The following is a 16,768-nucleotide window of genomic DNA, read 5'->3' on the forward strand; positions in this document are numbered from 1 at the left end:
CACAATTCAGTCACTCTGGGAGCAGGTTCGTGGCAGCCCTTGCACGCTGGTGTGTCCGACGGCGCCTGATCGCCGTTCTGCTGTGGCTCCTCGCGTTCGGCGGGGTCACCGCTGCCGCCGCCGTGACCGGCTCCGCCTACTCCAACGACTACGACGTCCCCGGCACCCAGGCCGGTCACGCCGCCGAGCTGCTCACCGAGGGCTTCCCCGGCATGAGCGGCGACAGCGACACCGTCGTCTGGCACACCACGTCCGGCACCGTCCGGGCCGCCGACGTCGAGCAGACCATGACCCGCACGCTCGAGAAGATCGGCGACCTGCCCGGCGTGGTGGCCGTCAGCGGCCCCTACAACGGCCAGGGCGCCGGCCGGATCAGCGCCGACGGGCACACCGCGTACGCCACCGTCACCTTCGCCGACACCGTCGAGCACCTGACCACCGCCGAGGCGCAGGCCGTGGTGCACGCCGCCAAGGCCGCCGAGGGCGACGGCCTCCAGGTCGAGCTGGGCGGCAGCGCCATCGCCCTGACCAAGACCTCCGGCGGCCACCTGGCCGAGGTGGTCGGCGTCCTCGTCGCCGCGGTCGTACTCTTCCTCGCCTTCGGCTCGCTCGCCGCCTCGCTGCTGCCCATCGCCACCGCCCTGGTCGGCGTCGGCACCGCCTACGCGGGGATCGAACTGCTCGGGCACGCCATGACCGTCGCGGACTTCGCGCCCATGCTCGGCATGCTCATCGGGCTCGGCGTCGGCATCGACTACGCGCTGTTCATCGTCACGCGCCACAGACGCGGACTCAAACGCGGGCTCAGCGTCACCGAGGCGGCCACCAACGCCGTCGCCACCACCGGACGCGCCGTCGTCTTCGCGGGGGCGACCGTGTGCATCGCGCTGCTCGGCATGCTGATCCTGCGGCTGAACTTCCTCAACGGCGTCGCCGTCGCCGCCTCGCTGACCGTGGTGCTCACCGTCGCCGCCTCCGTGACCCTGCTGCCCGCCCTGCTGTCGTTCATCGGCATGCGCGCCCTCAGCCGCCGCGAACGGCGCCGGCTGGCCGAGCACGGCCCGCAGCCGGAGCTGCCGACCGGGTTCGCCGCCCGGTGGTCGGCGTTCGTCGAGCGCCACCCCAAGAAGCTCGGCGGCATCGCCGTCGCCGTCATCGCCCTGCTCGCGCTGCCCACGCTCTCCCTCCACCTGGGCAGCTCCGACCAGGGCAACGACCCGCGGACCACGACCACCCGCAAGGCCTACGACCTCCTCGCGGACGGCTTCGGACCGGGCGTCAACGGCCCCCTGACCCTGGTGACGCGCGTAGAGGGCGCCCAGGACAAGCTCGCCCTCGACAACCTCGACACCACCTTGCGCGCCACCCGCGGCGTCGCCTCCGTGACCCCCGCGACCTACGGGCCCGGCGGCGACACCGCGTACCTCACCGTCGTCCCCGAGTCCGCGCCGCAGTCCCAGGCCACCAGCGACCTCGTCGACCGGCTGCGCACCGACGTGCTGCCCCGCGCCGAGGCCGGCACCTCCCTCGACGTGTACGTCGGCGGGGTCACCGCCTCCTACGACGACTTCGCCGGCGTCATCGTCGGCAAACTGCCCCTCTTCGTCGGCGTGGTCATCGGCCTGGGCTGCCTGCTGCTCCTGCTCGCCTTCCGGTCGGTCGGCATCCCGCTCAAGGCCGCCGTGATGAACATCGCCGCCGTCGCCGCCGCGTTCGGCGTCGTCGTCGCGATCTTCCAGTGGGGCTGGGGCAGCGAACTGCTGGGACTCGGCCGCGCGGGCCCCATCGAGCCCTTCCTCCCCGTGATCATGGTGTCGGTCCTCTTCGGGCTCTCCATGGACTACCAGGTCTTCCTGGTCAGCCGGATGTACGAGGAGTGGCTGGAGACCGGCGACAACCGGCGCGCGGTGCGCATAGGACTCGCCGAGACCAGCCGTGTGATCAACTCCGCGGCGGTCATCATGATCTCCGTCTTCCTCGCCTTCGTCCTCAGCGGCGACCGGGTCATCGCCATGTTCGGCATAGCGCTGGCCGCCGCGGTCGCCCTGGACGCCTTCGTCCTGCGCACCCTGCTGGTGCCCGCCCTGATGCACCTGCTCGGCGCCGCCAACTGGTGGCTGCCGCGCGGCCTGGACCGCGTCCTGCCGCGCATCAGCATCGAGCCGCCCGAGTGCCGCGCCGCCCATGAGAGGCTGGCCGCTGCGACGGACGCCGAGGTGGCGGACGTACTGGCGAAGGAGCGGCAGCAGGATGTACGCGATATCCCTGGGTGACGACGGAGCGCAGCTGCGGCCGCTGGAGCCCTGGCACGCCGAGGAGTTCCTGGCGCACCTGGAGCGGGGCCGCGACTTCATCAACCGGTACGTCCCGTTCGGCTCCAAGGCCGTCGACGTCGCCACGGCGCGCGAGACGCTCCAGCGGTACGCCGACATGCGCGCCGCCGGCACCGCCTCGCTGCACGGACTCTGGCTGGACGGCACGCTCGTCGGCGGCGTCCTCACCCTGAACTTCGACGCCGAGAACGGCACCTGCGAGGTCGGCTGCTGGCTGGAGCCGGCGGCGACCGGGCGCGGGCTGATCACCCGGGCGATGCGGGTGCTCATCGACTGGGCCGTGGAGGAGCGCGGTATCCACCGCGTCGAATGGGTCGCCTCCGCCGGCAACGTCCCCAGCATCAACGTCGCCCGCCGCCTCGGCATGACCCGCGACGGGGTGCGGCGCGCGGCCTACCTGCACCACGGCGAACGGCACGACCTGGAGGTCTGGTCGGTGCTCGCCCCCGAATGGCGCGCGGCACGCGCGTGACGCGCCCCGGCGGTCCGGCGCCCCGTGACGATCATTAAGGGACCTCTCAGACTCCGTCCGTACGGTGCGGAGCATGGCTACCAAGACTGAGCACGAGGCCGCGGCGACGCCGGCCGACGAGGCGACCGGATCCGAGGAGGAGACGCAGACCGAGCGGGAGACGCAGACCGGGCAGGACACGCAGACCGAGCAGGACACGCGGCCGGGGCAGCAGGAGACGTCCGAGGCGCAGGCGCATGAAGGCGGGCAGCGGGAAGGCGGCCCCTCCGGGGTCGGCCAGGGCGCCGGCGCCGTCGTCGCGGCCGGGCTGGGCGTCGTCTCGCTCACCGGCAGCTGGACCGGCACGGTGGCCTCCGCGCGCGAGGCGCTGATCGGCCAGCTGCACACGTCGTCGTCCTCCAGCGTCGCGACGATGGTCAAGGAGGGCTACGGCGACGCCTGGCAGGCCACCGCGCTGTGGGCCGGTCTGTTCGCGCTGGCGGCGCTGGTCGTGGGCGTGGTCGTGCTCGCCCGGCCCGCGTTCGGCGCACCCGGCCGGCCGCAGGCGGCGTGGATCAAGTCGGTCGCCTGGGCGGGGGTCTCCCTCGGTGTGATCGGCCTGCTCCTGGCGGTCCTGAAGTACACGGGTGTCCTGCTGGGCCTGCCCGCCACGAGCTGAACCGCCGCCGGCCACGGACCCGGGGCGGGCCGCCCTGGTCCCCCGGGCCGTCCCACGGTCCCGCGGGTCGCCCTCTGAGGCCCCGCGGGTCGTCTTAGGTCCCCGCGCGGTGCCTTACGCCGGACCCGGGGATCCCCGCCCGGCGTCTAAGGCCCCCCACCGCGCGCAAGATGCGGAAGTCTCCCGATGTGGCGGACCCCCCTGGGAGACGAAAGTAGAGGCATCGCAGCAAGCGATACCCGAACTCTCATCCCGCAGGGGGACCTCATGTACGAGTACGACGTCCAGCAGGCCCGCGCCGCCGAACTGATCCGCCGGGCCGACCAGGAGCGCCTGGTCCGCGAGGCCGTCCTGGCCGGCCGCGCCGCCCGCCGTGAAGCCGGCGCACGCACCAGCGAGGCCGAGGCGCATACCGGCCGCCCTCGCCGCCGCTGGTCCACCCGGGCCGCGTGAGCGGCGCGACGCCGGGCGCGGGGAACGGCCGTACGGGGGTCGGCCGCCCGCACCCGGCGCCCTCCACGCCGGCCGACTCGCCCGGCACCACCGACACCGGCCCCACGACGGGGCCGGTGTCCGGCGTTCGGGCCCCGAAGCAAACGGAGTCCACTCGGCTGGCGGGGTCTGCGGAGCGGTCCGTTCCGGCGAGCGGGACGGTCAGACCGGACGGGGCCGCCGCGGTTCTCCGGTCACCCGCTGGAAACACCGCCGGCCCCTCCCACGGCGTGGTCGCCGTCCGGTCGGCCGGCCCCGGCGGCCCGGCGGCCGCTCTGCCCCCGGCGAAAACCGGTGCGCCGTTGTCGGAGCCGCGTGCGATGCTCTCCGGCGTGGAGACCAGGTCCGTCAGTCCGGTGTTCGTCGGTCGCGCCGACGAGTTGGAGGCATTGCACGACGCGCTCGCCCGCGCCGCCACGGGCGAGCCGCAGGCCTTGCTCATCGCCGGGGAGGCCGGCGTCGGCAAGACACGGCTGGTGGAGGAGTTCGCCGGCGCCGCGGGCCGGCAGGGCGCCGTCGTCGCGCTGGGCGGCTGCGTCGAGATCGGCGCCGACGGCCTGCCGTTCGCCCCGTTCTCCGCCGCCCTGCGCGCCCTGCGCCGCGAACTGCCCGCCGACTTCGAGGCAGCGGCGGCCGGCCAGGAGGACGAACTGGCCCGGCTGCTGCCCGAACTGGGCGAGGCCGGCCCCGGCCGGCACGACGAGGAGGGCATGGCCCGCCTCTTCGAACTCACCGCCCGCCTGCTCCAGCAGCTCGCCGCCGAACGGACCGTCGTCGTCGCCCTGGAGGACCTCCACTGGGCCGACGCCTCCACCCGTCACCTCCTCGCCTACCTGCTGCGCACCCTGCGCGCCGGCCGCCTCGTCGTCCTCGCCACCTACCGCTCCGACGACATCCACCGCCGCCACCCCCTGCGCCCCCTCCTCGCCGAACTGGACCGGCTGCGCACCGTCCGCCGCCTGGACATCGCCCGCTTCACCCGCGACGAGGTCTGCCGCCAGGTCGCCGGCATCATCGCCGGCGAACCCGACCCGGACCAGGTCGACGACATCTTCGAACGCTCCGACGGCAACGCCTTCTTCGTCGAGGAACTCGCCGTCGCCGCCCACGCGGGCTGCTGCACCGGCCTCACCGACACCCTGCGCGATCTGCTCCTGGTCCGCGTCGAGGCGCTCTCCGAGAGCGCCCAGCGGGTCGTCCGGGTCGTCGCCGAGGGCGGTTCCACCGTCGAGTACCGGCTGATCGCCGCCGTCGCCTCCCTCGCCGAGGACGACCTCATCGAGGCCCTGCGCGCCGCCGTCAACGCCAGCATCCTCATCCCCACGCCGGCCGCCGACGGCTACCGCTTCCGCCACTCCCTGGTCCGCGAAGCCGTCAGCGACGACCTGCTCCCCGGCGAGCGCTCCCGCCTCAACCGCCGTTACGCCGAGGCCCTGGAGAGCGACCCCACTCTCGTCCCCGCCGACCAGCGCGCCATGCGCCTGGCCAGCTACTGGTACCACGCGCACGACCCCGCCAAGGCGCTGCCCGCCGTCCTGGACGCCTCGGTCACCGCCCGCCGCCGCCACGCCTACAGCGAGCAACTCGGCCTGCTGGAACGCGCGATGGAGCTGTGGGACGCCGTCCCCGAGGACGTACGGGCGCGGCTGCGGCCGCACGACCACGCCGACGCCTACCCGGCATGCGGCTGCGACCCGGCCGCCACGCCCCTGCGCTACCTGGACCTGATGGCCGAGGCCGCCGTCGCCGGCCGGCTGGCGATGGAGCGGGAACGCGCCCTGAAGATCACCAAGCGGGCGCTGCGCCTGCTGGACGCCGATCCCGACCCGCTGCGCGCGGCCTGGTTCTGGCGCGAGCGGTCCCGGCTGGTGCAGGCCCTCGCCCGCGGCGACGGCTGGGCCGAACTGGCCACCGCCCAGGAGCTGGTGCGCGGACTGCCGCCGTCCACCGTGCACGCCGAGGTGCTCGCCGCCGTCGCCGGCTGGTCGATGCTGCACCAGCCGGGAGCCGAGGCGCTCGCCGCCGCCGAGCGAGCGGTGGAGTACGCCCGCATGGTCGGCTCCCGCGCCACCGAGCTGAACGCCCGGCTCACCCTCGGCGGCCTCACGGTGGACTCCGGTGCCGTCGAGGAGGGCCTCGCAGACATGCGCCAGGTCCTGCATCAGGCGATCGCGGACGACGTGCCCACCGTGGCGGGCCGCGCCTACGTCAACCTGCCCTCCGAGCTGGAGTCGGTGGGTCGTTCCCGGGAAGCCGCCGAGCTGCTGCACCAAGGCACCGCCTACGCCCGCAAGTTCGGCCTGCTCGACTTCGAGTCATGGGCGTGGGGCAACCTCTCCGACTCGCTGTACTCGCTGGGGGAGTGGGACGGCGCCGCGCAGGCCGCGGAGAACGCCCTGCGCCGCGGACAGAGCGCCAAGCCGCAGGCCACGGGCGCGCTGTGTCTGGCCCATCTCGCGCTGGCCCGCGGCGAGGTGGACGAAGCCGAACGGCAGCTCAACGCCTCCCGGAGCCATCTCGGCTCCCACGACCCGATGCCTCAGCAGTGGCTGCCCCTCGCCCGTATCGCCGTCGGCGTCGCCGCAGCCCAGGGCCGCCTTGCAAGCGCCCGCACGGAACTCGAGGCCGCCCTGGACGCCGGCACACCGCCCGGCACCCAGCGTTACGCCTGGCCCCTGCTGCTGGCGGCCGCCACCGCCGAGGCGGACGCCCTCACCTCGCCCGCGTCCGAGCCGGGCCGCGAGCAGACCCTCGCCCGCATCCTCCGCGCCGCCAAGGAGCTGACGACGGCCGCCCCGATCTGGCACGCCCACGAGCGCTGGGTGCGCGCCGAGGTGCTGCGGGCCGAGGGCCGGGCCACCCCGGACACCTGGTCACCGGTCGTCGCCGCCTTCGAGGCCCTCGACCGCCCCTACGACCTCGCCCGCGTCCGCCACCGCCTCGCCGAGGCCCTCGTCACCGTCGGCGGCGACGACGAGCGCGCCCGGGCCACCGAACTGCTCCGCCTGTCCCACGCCGTCGCCGGCCACCTCGGCGCCCGCCCGCTGGCCGACGCCACCGCACTGCTCGCCCGCCGCGCCAGACTGCCCCTGACCGGCCCCGCGCAGCCGGATCCGGACTCCTCCGACCCGGCCGAGGCGCTCGGCCTCACCACCCGTGAACGGGACGTACTGCGGCTGGTCTCGGCGGGCCGCACCAACCGCCAGATAGCCGAGGAACTGTTCATCTCCCCGAAGACCGCCAGCGTCCACGTGTCCAACATCCTCGCCAAGCTGGGCGTCTCCGGACGCGGAGAGGCGGCGGCCGTGGCGCACCGGCTGGGCCTGTACGCCGAGGCCCTCCCTGTGCGGGCCGGGCGCTGAGACGTAGGGTGGAGGGAACCGGCAGCGGGGAGGGGCGATGTTCAACGTCTTCGAGGAAGTGTTCGCGCCCGGCCGCAAGCACACCCGCGACGAGCAGAACCGGCTGGAGCTGACCCGGGAGGACGTCGGCGACGGCGACCCCGGGCGCGGCCCGATAGACCTGGCGTCCGGCAAGGTGGTCGTCCGGCCGCCGAGCCCGGACCAGGACCAGTCCCAGGAGGATCGGGCGGAACCGGACGAGGAGTGAGCGGCCTCAGCCGACCCGCACCTCGAGAATCCGGTCGTCGCCGCTCTTCGGCTCGCCGCGGCCGTCGGTGTTGCTCGTGGTGACCCACAGCCTGTCGCCTCCGGCCGCGACCACCGTCCGCAGCCGCCCGTACGCACCCCGCAGGAAGTCCTGCGGCGCGGCGGACGCCTGGGTGCCCTTGAGGGGAATCCGCCACAGCCGCTGCCCCTTGAGCGCGGCCATCCACACACAGCCGTCCGCGTAGGCGATACCGCTGGGCGAGGCGTCGTCGGTGTGCCACTGAGCGATCGGATTCACGAACGCACGGTCGGCGGACCGCCCTTCGGCGTCCGGCCAGCCGTAGTTGCCGCCGGGCTTGATCACGTTCAGCTCGTCCCAGGTGTCCTGCCCGAACTCCGAGGCGAACAGCCGCTGTTTGCCGTCCCAGGCGAGCCCCTGCACATTGCGGTGCCCGTAGGAGTACACGGGGGCGCCCGGGAACGGGTTGCCCGGCGCGGGCTCGCCCTCCGGTGTGAGCCGCAGGATCTTCCCGCCCAGGGACTTCCGGTCCTGCGCGAGACCCCGCTCCCCGGTCTCGCCCGTACCGGCGTACAGCATCCGGTCAGGACCGAAGGCGATCCGGCCCCCGTTGTGCACGACACCCTTGGGAATGCCCTTGAACACCGTGTCGGGCGCCCCCAGCTGCTCTCCCGGCGGCTTCCTGGCGTCGTAGATCATGCGGGCGATGCGGTTGTCCGAGGCGGACGTGAAGTAGGCGTAGATCATGTGGTCCGAGGCGTAGTCCGGGGACAGCGCGATGCCCAGCAGCCCGCCCTCGCCCTCCGCGGCGACCCCGGACACCTCGCCCAGCTCGGTCTTCTTCCCGGTCCTGTCGTCGACCCGGGTGATCGTTCCCTTGTCCCGCGACGCCACCAGCAGACCACCGCCGGGCAGCGGAGCGAGTCCCCACGGCGAGTCCAGCCCGGTCGCGACCGTGCGCACCACCGTGACGGTGCCCTTCGCGGGCGCGGCCGACTCCCCGGGCACGGTCGGCGCCGCCGACGCCGGCGCGCGACTCGGCGAGGCGGCCGTCTCCGGCGATCCCCCACCGGAGGAACAACCGGCAGCGCCCACGATCACGACGGTGGCCGCCAGAGCCGCCCCAACTCGCCTCTGCACGCTCCACTCCCTTCCCCGCCCGTTGCTTCCTACGCCTCCCGCACGCCCAAGGTTCCCGCACCCCGCAAGCCCGACGCACGAGGTCGTCCGCGGGCGCGGTGACCCGTGCGGCGTTCCGTCGTCGTCCGCGGGTGCGTCGTGGCCGGTCGCGCCCACGCGGCGGAGCCGCATGTCGAATACAGCCCCGCGCCCCTTTTCCGCCTGCGGCGGCCCGTTGCCGGCCGGTGGCCGCTTGCTCAGTCCCAGGACCCCCGAGCCGCGGGCAGCGCCCCCAGCTCCACCAGATCGGCGGACGACAACCGCACCCCCGTCGCCCCCGCGTTCTCGGAGACCCAGCGTTCCCGCTTCGCCCCCGGCACCGGCACCACGTGCGGCCCCTGGGCCAGGACCCACGCCAACGCCACCTGCGCCGGTGTCACCGACTCCCCGTGCCGCCGCGCGACCCTCCGCAGCCCCGCGACGATCGGCTGGTTCGCCGCCATCATCTCCGCCGTGAACCGCGGATGCCGCGCCCGCATGTCGTCCGGCTCGAACCCCTCGCCCGGCGTCAGTGTCCCGGTCAGGAACCCGTTCCCCAGCGGCATCGCCGCCAGGAATCCCACCCCGCGCGCCTCGCACCACGGCAGCAGCGTCCGCACCGCCTCCGGCGACCACACCGACAACTCCGCCTCGACCGCGCTCACCGGGAACACCTGCTGCACCCGCTCCAACTGGCGCAGCGTCCCCTCGTACAGCCCGCGCCGGCCCCCGGCCCGCCGCCCTCCGCGCACCCCGACCGCGCACAGGCCGAGCGCCCGCACCTTCCCGGCCCGCACCAGCTCGGCCATCGCCCCCCACGTCTCCTCGACGGGCACCTCGGGGTCGGCGCGGTGAAGCTGGTAGAGGTCGATCACATCCGTCTGCAGCCGCCGCAGGGACGCGTCGCACGCCCGCTTCACATACCCCGGCCGCCCGTTCGCCACGACGTGCTGATCACCCACGAGCAGCCCGACCTTCGTCGACACGAACGCGTCCGCCCGCCGCTCCTTCAGCACCCGCCCCAGCAGCAACTCGTTGGTGAACGGCCCGTACATGTCGGCGGTGTCCAGCAGCGTCGAGCCCAGATCGAGCGCCCGGTGAACCGTCCTGACCGACTCCTCGCCCCGCCGCCGCGACCCGCTGTACCCCCAGCTCATCGGCATGCACCCGAGTCCGACGGCCCCCACGGAGAGTGCCGCCGCGCCGATCGTCCTGCGCTCCACCTGTGCGTGACCCTCCCTCTCCTGGCGTCCCAACCTAACCTCTGCGTCCGCGGGCACCTGACATAGCCTCCACTCATGACTGCTGACGTGACCGCCGACGTGTGGCTGCCCATCCCGGCCGAGGAGATCGAGGGCCTCCCCGAGGGCCCCGCCTACCGTTTCTGGAACGGCGAGCCGGAGTTCCCCGCCGACCCGGCCGACTGCGCCTTCTACGTCGTGCCGTACATGAAGCCGAGCGGCGTCGGCGTACGCCCGCTGCCCGGGATGAGCGGCGTGAGGGTCGTCCAGACGCTGTCCGCCGGCATCGACCACGTCCAGCCCGGTCTGCATCATCTGCGCCCCGGCGTCCGGCTGTGCAACGCCCGCGGGGTGCACGAGGCGAGCACCGCCGAACTGACCCTCACCCTCATCCTGTCCTCGCTGCGCGGCATCCCCGACTTCGTGCGGGCGCAGGAGCGGGGCGAGTGGCTCGGCGGCTTCCGCCCGGCACTCGCCGACAAGACCGTGCTCATCGTCGGCTACGGCTCGATCGGCGCCGCGATAGAGGACCGGCTCGCGCCGTTCGAGCTCGCGCGGGTCGTGCGCGTCGCGCGCTCCGCGCGCACCACGGAGCGCGGCCCCGTGCACCCGCTCACCGATCTGCCCGCCCTGCTGCCCGAGGCGGACGTCGTCGTGCTGTCCACGCCGCTCACCGACGCCACCCTGCACCTTGCCGACGCAGAGTTCCTGGCCCGGATGAAGGACGGCGCCCTGCTCGTCAACGTCGCGCGCGGCCCCGTCGTCGACACCAAGGCGCTGCTCGCCGAACTGGAGAGCGGCCGGATCACCGCCGCCCTGGACGTCACCGACCCCGAGCCGCTGCCGCGCGACCACCCCCTGTGGCGTGCGCCCGGGCTGCTCATCAGCCCGCACGTCGGAGGACCGACGTCCGCCTTCATGCCCCGCGCGAAGCGGCTGCTCGCCGACCAGTTGACCCGCTTCGTGAACCGCGAACCGCTGCGCAACGTGATCCTCACGACGGGGGAGGACGGCGGCGCGTGAGGCACCCCGGGGGCCACATGAGCCCCACCGGCTCCGCTTCGGGTACCCTCCGCATTCTCCCGAACGCGGGCCGTACCCACGTTCCCGCTGGTCGTCACGGAGCGTAGAGGAACTATGTCCCTGAGTGACGAGACTGGTGTATCGTCCCGACAGGGGCTGCGCCGCGCGCCGTTCGGCGCCGGGGATGGACATCTCAGAGTTGTGAGGGGGGCGACGGGCGATGTACGGCCTTTGGACCGACGACCCGACGCTGTCGGACCGCCGACGACGACCCTGGCGCACGGCGGCACGCACGTGGGGTCACCACGCCGACCACACCACGCACACGAGCCGAACCGGCCACGCCGGCCACAACGGCCCGCACCACGGCGGCCCTCCGCACCACGGCGGCGGCCGGCGCAGCCACCGCGGTCACCACGGCCGGCACACCGCGCACTCCCGCAGGCCCGGCGGCCGCAGGAGGAACGCCCACCCACCGCACCGGGACCCCCGGGACCCGGGAACCGCGCGGACCGGGAGGCCACGGTGAGCTCGCCCCCGCCCTCCGTGACCACCCTGGACGGCGCGCTGCGCACGCCGCCCCCCGCCCCCGCGCCGCTGCCGCGCCGGCCGGCCGGTGACGGCGGGCGCAACCTCGCGCACCAGTTGCTCCTGGCCCTCGTCTGCGCGGCGTACGCCGTCGGCTCCTCGTGCGACTGGGGCTCGCGGGAACTCGCGCTGATCATGGGCGACTTCGGGCTCGCCGTCGCCGCGGGCGCCGCGTCGGTCTCCTGCTTCTTCTACGCCCGCATCCGGCGGGTCCGCTTCCGGCCCGCCTGGATGCTGTTCGCCTTCTCCTCCGCCATGGCCGCCCTGGGCAACGGCGTGTGGGGCTGGTACGAGGTCGTGCTGGACCGGCCCGTGCCCAGCCCCTCCATCGCCGACCTGTTCTTCCTGTGTTTCGCGCCGCCCGCCATCGTCGGTCTGCTGGTCCTGGCCAAGCGGCCGGTGTCGAAGGCCGGTTGGGTGTGCCTGGCGCTGGACGCCTGGCTGATCGCCGGCTCGCTGCTCACCCTGGCCTGGAGCCTCGCGCTCGCCCAGGCGGCGAAGTTCGACGGCCCGAGCGTCACCCACGCGGCCCTGTCGCTGGCGTACCCGCTGCTGGACATCGCGCTGGTCAGCATGGTGCTCGTGCTGCACTTCCGGCGTTCGGCGGTGAACCGCACGGCCGTCAACACGGCGATCGGCGCGCTCGCCCTGACGGTGATGTGCGACGCGCTGTTCACCTCGCCGCTGCTGCACAACAACTACCGCTCGGGCCAGCTCCTGGACGCGGGCTGGTTCGCCGGCTCGCTGCTGCTGGCCTACGCCCCCTGGGCCGCGCCCGGGCGCCCCCGCTTGAAGGCCGCCCACGGCCACACCCGCGTGGTCCACGAGCACCTGCCCGGCAGCCGGCGCGGCGAGCACCCGGCGGGCCCACGCGGCGAGGACCCCGGCGGCCACCCGGCGGAGCACCCTCCGGGCGGACAGCGCGGCGGCCACCACCCGGCCCCCGAGCCCCCCGCCCCCGCCGCCACGGCGACGGGCCACGCCGCCGCGGCAGCGGCCCACGCCCCGGCGGGCACGCCGCCCGCGCAGGGACCCGCCCCGGCCGGCGACCACGGCCGGTATCCGGCCACCCGGCCCATCACCGGCTCGCTCGCCGCCCTCACGCCGTACCTGGCCGCCGCGGTGTGCACGCTGGGGATCCTGTACAACGTCCTCAACGGCCACAGCGTCTCGCGCGTGGTGCTGCTGACCGGCGGCACGGTCGTGCTCGCGCTCGTGGTCCGCCAGGGCATCATGCTGCTGGACAACATCACCCTCACCCAGGAGCTGGCGCAGAAGGAGAACCACTTCCGCTCCCTGGTGCAGGGCTCCAGCGACGTCATCATGATCGCCGCGCCCAGCGGCATCCTGCGCTATGTCTCCCCGGCCGCCGCCGGCGTCTACGGGCGCCCCGCCGAGGACCTGGTGGGCACGGAACTGGCCGGCCTGATCCACCCCGAGGACCTGGGGTGCGTGGTGCACGAGGTGCGCCGTTTCCTCGCCGCCAGTCCGCAGGACGAACCCACCACCCGCATCGAGTGCCGCTTCCGCTCCGGCGACGGCGGCTGGCTCAACGTCGAGTCGACCGTCAACCGCCACCAGGGCGGCCTGATCTTCAACAGCCGGGACGTGACCGAGCGCGTGCGTCTGCAGGCGCAGCTCCAGCACAACGCCGAGCACGACCCGCTCACCGACCTGCCCAACCGCTCGCTGTTCACCCGGCGCGTGCAGCAGGCGCTGTCCGGCCGCCGGGCCAGCGACCGGGGGCTCGCGCTGCGCAACACCGCGGTGCTCTTCATCGACCTCGACGGCTTCAAGGCCGTCAACGACACCATCGGCCATCAGGCCGGTGACGAACTGCTCGTGCAGGCCGCCCGCAGACTGCAGGACGCGGTCCGGCAGTCGGACACCGCCGCCCGGCTCGGCGGCGACGAGTTCGCCGCGCTGATCGCCGGCGACAACACCCGCGACCGTACGGAGCGGGAGCGCCACATCCTGGAGCTCGCCGACCGCCTCAGGCTCACGCTCTCGCAGCCGTACGAGATCGACGGCAACGACGTCCGGGTCGCCGCCTCCATCGGCGTCGCCTTCGCCGAGCCGGGACTCGGCGCCGGTGAGCTGCTGCGCAACGCCGATCTCGCGATGTACCGCGCCAAGGCGGGCGGCAAGGGCCGCGTCGAGCTGTACCGGCCGCAGATGCAGCAGGACGTGGTGCGCAAGGCGGAGCTGGCCGGCCGGCTCAGGGCCGCGCTGCACGACGGCGAGTTCTGTCTGCTGCACCAGCCGGTGGTGCGGCTGGAGGACGGCCGGATCACGGCGGTGTCCGCACAGGCGCGCTGGCGTTCCTCGCAGGGCGTGCTGTTCACGCCCGCCGAGTTCCTGCGGGTCGCGGAGGACAGCGACAAGACCGCCGAGCTGGGCCGCTGGATGCTCCAGGAGGCCGTCGAGCAGGCGGCCGAGCGCACCGGGTCCGGCCGGGCCGTGCCGGTCGCCGTGCGGGTCTCGGCGCGGCGGCTGCTGGACCGGTCGATGCCGCTCGGCTCGATCGAGGCCCTGCTGACGCGGCACGGGCTGCCCTCGGGGGCCCTGGTGATCGAACTGGCCGACCTGGACCCGCGGGTGCCGCTGGAGGAGCTGGAGCGCCGTCTGGCGGCCCTCAAGCGGCTCGGCGTACGGATCGCCCTGGACGGCTTCGGCAGCGGCTACGCGGCCATCACGGCCCTGCGGCGGCTGCCGGTGGACGTACTGAAGCTGGACCGCGGTCTGGTCGAGGGGATCGTGGAGTCCGCCCGCCTGCACAAGATCACCGGCGGGCTGCTGCGGATCGCCGCCGACCTCGGGCTGCAGTCCGTCGCCGAGGGTGTGGACCTGCCCGAACAGGTCGTCGCCCTGCGCGCGATGGGCTGCACCCACGGGCAGGGCATGGCCTTCGCCGGACCGCTGGACGAGTACCGGCTGCGCAGAGCGCTCACGTCCGGCCACTGCCCGGTGCCGCACGGACCCGCCGAGCCGGCCTTCGCGGGCGGATACCGCGCGGGTGTTCCGGCCGTTCTGGGAGGCGGGACGGCTCTGCGCTCACATAATGAGACTCCCGTCCCACCCACTTGACACCAGGTGCGTGCCGGGGGGAGGGTCAGTGCCATGCGCACCCGAATTCTCGTACTTGGAAAGCGCGTCGGCTGACGCTGAGCCCTGATCGCTCAGCGACCCCCACCCGGCGCGCTCCCCTCGCTTGCCTTACGGCACGAGGGGTTTTTTGTTGCACAGGCAGCAAACGCACACCGCCCAAACTTCGCAAAAACCCTCAGCATCGAGAAGAGAATGCCGATGACCGAGCAGGCCACCGGGGCCCATCATCCGCAGCCGCGGCCCCGTTCCGGAGGACAGCAGCCCTCGCCCGTCGAGCACGTCACGGGTGCGCAGTCCCTCATCCGCTCCCTCGAGGAGGTCGGCGCGGACACGGTGTTCGGCATTCCGGGCGGTGCGATCCTTCCCGCCTACGACCCGCTGATGGACTCCACCCGGGTGCGCCACGTCCTGGTCCGCCACGAGCAGGGCGCCGGCCACGCGGCCACCGGCTACGCGCAGGCCACCGGCAAGGTCGGCGTCTGCATGGCCACCTCCGGCCCCGGCGCCACCAACCTGGTCACCCCGATCGCCGACGCGCACATGGACTCCGTGCCGATGGTCGCGATCACCGGCCAGGTCGCGTCCACCTCGATCGGCACGGACGCCTTCCAGGAGGCGGACATCGTCGGCATCACCATGCCGATCACCAAGCACAACTTCCTCGTCACCAAGGCCGAGGACATCCCGCGGGTCATCGCGCAGGCGTTCCACATCGCCTCCACCGGCCGCCCGGGCCCGGTCCTGGTCGACATCTCCAAGGACGCCCTCCAGGCGAAGACCACCTTCACCTGGCCGCCCACCATGGACCTGCCCGGCTACCGCCCGGTGACCAAGCCGCACGCCAAGCAGATCCGCGAGGCCGCGAAGCTCATCACCGCCGCCAAGCGCCCCGTTCTCTACGTCGGCGGCGGCGTGCTGAAGGCCAAGGCCACCGCCGAGCTGAAGGTCCTCGCCGAACTGACCGGAGCGCCCGTCACCACCACCCTGATGGCGCTCGGCGCGTTCCCCGACAGCCACCCGCTGCACGTGGGAATGCCGGGCATGCACGGTGCGGTCACCGCCGTCACCGCGCTGCAGAAGGCCGACCTGATCGTCGCCCTCGGTGCCCGCTTCGACGACCGTGTCACCGGCAAGCTGGACAGCTTCGCGCCGTACGCGAAGATCGTCCACGCCGACATCGACCCGGCCGAGATCGGCAAGAACCGCGCCGCGGACGTGCCGATCGTCGGTGACGCCCGCGAGGTCATCGCCGACCTGATCCAGGCCGTGCAGAAGGAGCACAGCGAGGGCAACCAGGGCGACTACAGCGCCTGGTGGAAGGACCTCAGCCGCTGGCGCGACACCTACCCGCTCGGCTACGACCACCCCGAGGACGGTTCGCTGTCCCCGCAGCAGGTCATCGAGCGCATCGGCCAGCTCGCTCCCGAGGGCACGATCTTCGCCGCGGGCGTCGGCCAGCACCAGATGTGGGCCGCGCACTTCGTCAAGTACGAGAAGCCGGCGACCTGGCTGAACTCCGGCGGCGCCGGAACCATGGGCTACGCCGTCCCGGCCGCCATGGGCGCCAAGGCCGGCGCGCCCGACCAGACGGTGTGGGCGATCGACGGCGACGGCTGCTTCCAGATGACCAATCAGGAGCTGACCACCTGCGCCCTGAACGGCATCCCGATCAAGGTCGCCATCATCAACAACGGCGCCCTCGGCATGGTCCGCCAGTGGCAGACGCTGTTCTACAACCAGCGCTACTCCAACACCGTCCTGCACTCCGGCCCGGAGCACGACGGCATCGAGCCCGCCCAGGGCACCCGCGTCCCCGACTTCGTCAAGCTGTCGGAGGCCATGGGCTGCCACGCGATCCGCTGCGAGGACCCCGCGGACCTCGACAAGGCCATCGAAGAGGCGAACTCCATCAACGACCGCCCGGTCGTCATCGACTTCATCGTCCACCAGGACGCCATGGTCTGGCCGATGGTCGCCGCCGGCACCTCCAACGACGAGATCATGGCCGCCCGGGACGTCCGCCCCGACTTCGGCGACAACGAAGACGACTGACGGCAAGGAAGAGCAG

At 73.5% G+C, this 16,768-nt stretch carries 11 protein-coding genes; 9 read left to right on the forward strand and 2 right to left on the reverse strand.

The features are described from left to right. Positions 1-29 precede the first annotated feature (29 nt). From ACZ64A_RS15640 to ACZ64A_RS15665, 6 genes are all read left to right on the forward strand, one after another. Positions 30-2,273 carry an MMPL family transporter gene (locus ACZ64A_RS15640; protein WP_469810767.1) on the forward strand — a complete coding sequence of 748 codons (2,244 nt, stop codon included), beginning with the start codon at positions 30-32 and terminating at the stop codon, positions 2,271-2,273. Then, complete coding sequence (locus ACZ64A_RS15645) at positions 2,251-2,805, forward strand: GNAT family N-acetyltransferase (RefSeq protein WP_469810768.1); 555 nt, start codon at positions 2,251-2,253, stop codon at positions 2,803-2,805. The genes ACZ64A_RS15640 and ACZ64A_RS15645 overlap by 23 nt, the downstream gene beginning before the upstream one ends. A gap of 73 nt (positions 2,806-2,878) precedes the next feature. Beyond that, positions 2,879-3,463, forward strand: a complete 585-nt coding sequence (locus tag ACZ64A_RS15650; protein ID WP_469810770.1) for a hypothetical protein — start codon at positions 2,879-2,881, stop codon at positions 3,461-3,463. A gap of 267 nt (positions 3,464-3,730) precedes the next feature. Beyond that, positions 3,731-3,916, forward strand: coding sequence for a hypothetical protein (locus ACZ64A_RS15655; protein ID WP_469810771.1), 186 nt, complete (start codon positions 3,731-3,733; stop codon positions 3,914-3,916). A gap of 359 nt (positions 3,917-4,275) precedes the next feature. Beyond that, complete coding sequence (locus ACZ64A_RS15660) at positions 4,276-7,317, forward strand: helix-turn-helix transcriptional regulator (protein WP_469810842.1); 3,042 nt, start codon at positions 4,276-4,278, stop codon at positions 7,315-7,317. Between the two features lie 37 nt (positions 7,318-7,354). Then, positions 7,355-7,564: a DUF6191 domain-containing protein gene (locus ACZ64A_RS15665; protein ID WP_469810772.1), complete on the forward strand. Its 210-nt coding sequence runs from the start codon at positions 7,355-7,357 to the stop codon at positions 7,562-7,564. Between the two features lie 6 nt (positions 7,565-7,570). On the opposite strand, the gene ACZ64A_RS15670 is transcribed toward ACZ64A_RS15665, so the two are convergent. Further along, positions 7,571-8,722 (reverse strand): PQQ-dependent sugar dehydrogenase, encoded by a 1,152-nt coding sequence (locus tag ACZ64A_RS15670; RefSeq protein ID WP_469810773.1) that lies wholly within the window; start codon positions 8,720-8,722, stop codon positions 7,571-7,573. 236 nt (positions 8,723-8,958) lie between these two features. Further along, positions 8,959-9,963 carry an aldo/keto reductase gene (locus tag ACZ64A_RS15675; protein WP_469810774.1) on the reverse strand — a complete coding sequence of 335 codons (1,005 nt, stop codon included), beginning with the start codon at positions 9,961-9,963 and terminating at the stop codon, positions 8,959-8,961. Between the two features lie 75 nt (positions 9,964-10,038). Here ACZ64A_RS15675 and ACZ64A_RS15680 point away from each other — a divergent pair, with 75 nt between their 5' ends. The 3 genes from ACZ64A_RS15680 (at position 10,039) to ACZ64A_RS15690 (ending at position 16,752) form a co-directional block, all read left to right on the forward strand. Further along, entirely contained in the window at positions 10,039-11,004 is a 966-nt protein-coding gene (locus ACZ64A_RS15680; protein ID WP_469810775.1) for a 2-hydroxyacid dehydrogenase, read from the forward strand. A 525-nt stretch (positions 11,005-11,529) separates the two neighbouring features. Then, positions 11,530-14,679 (forward strand): putative bifunctional diguanylate cyclase/phosphodiesterase, encoded by a 3,150-nt coding sequence (locus ACZ64A_RS15685; protein WP_469810777.1) that lies wholly within the window; start codon positions 11,530-11,532, stop codon positions 14,677-14,679. Positions 14,680-14,892: 213 nt separating this feature from the next. After that, complete coding sequence (locus ACZ64A_RS15690; RefSeq protein WP_469810778.1) at positions 14,893-16,752, forward strand: acetolactate synthase large subunit; 1,860 nt, start codon at positions 14,893-14,895, stop codon at positions 16,750-16,752. The last annotated feature ends 16 nt before the right edge of the window (positions 16,753-16,768 follow it).

It is taken from the genome of Streptomyces sp. NPDC104814 (assembly GCF_055583185.1).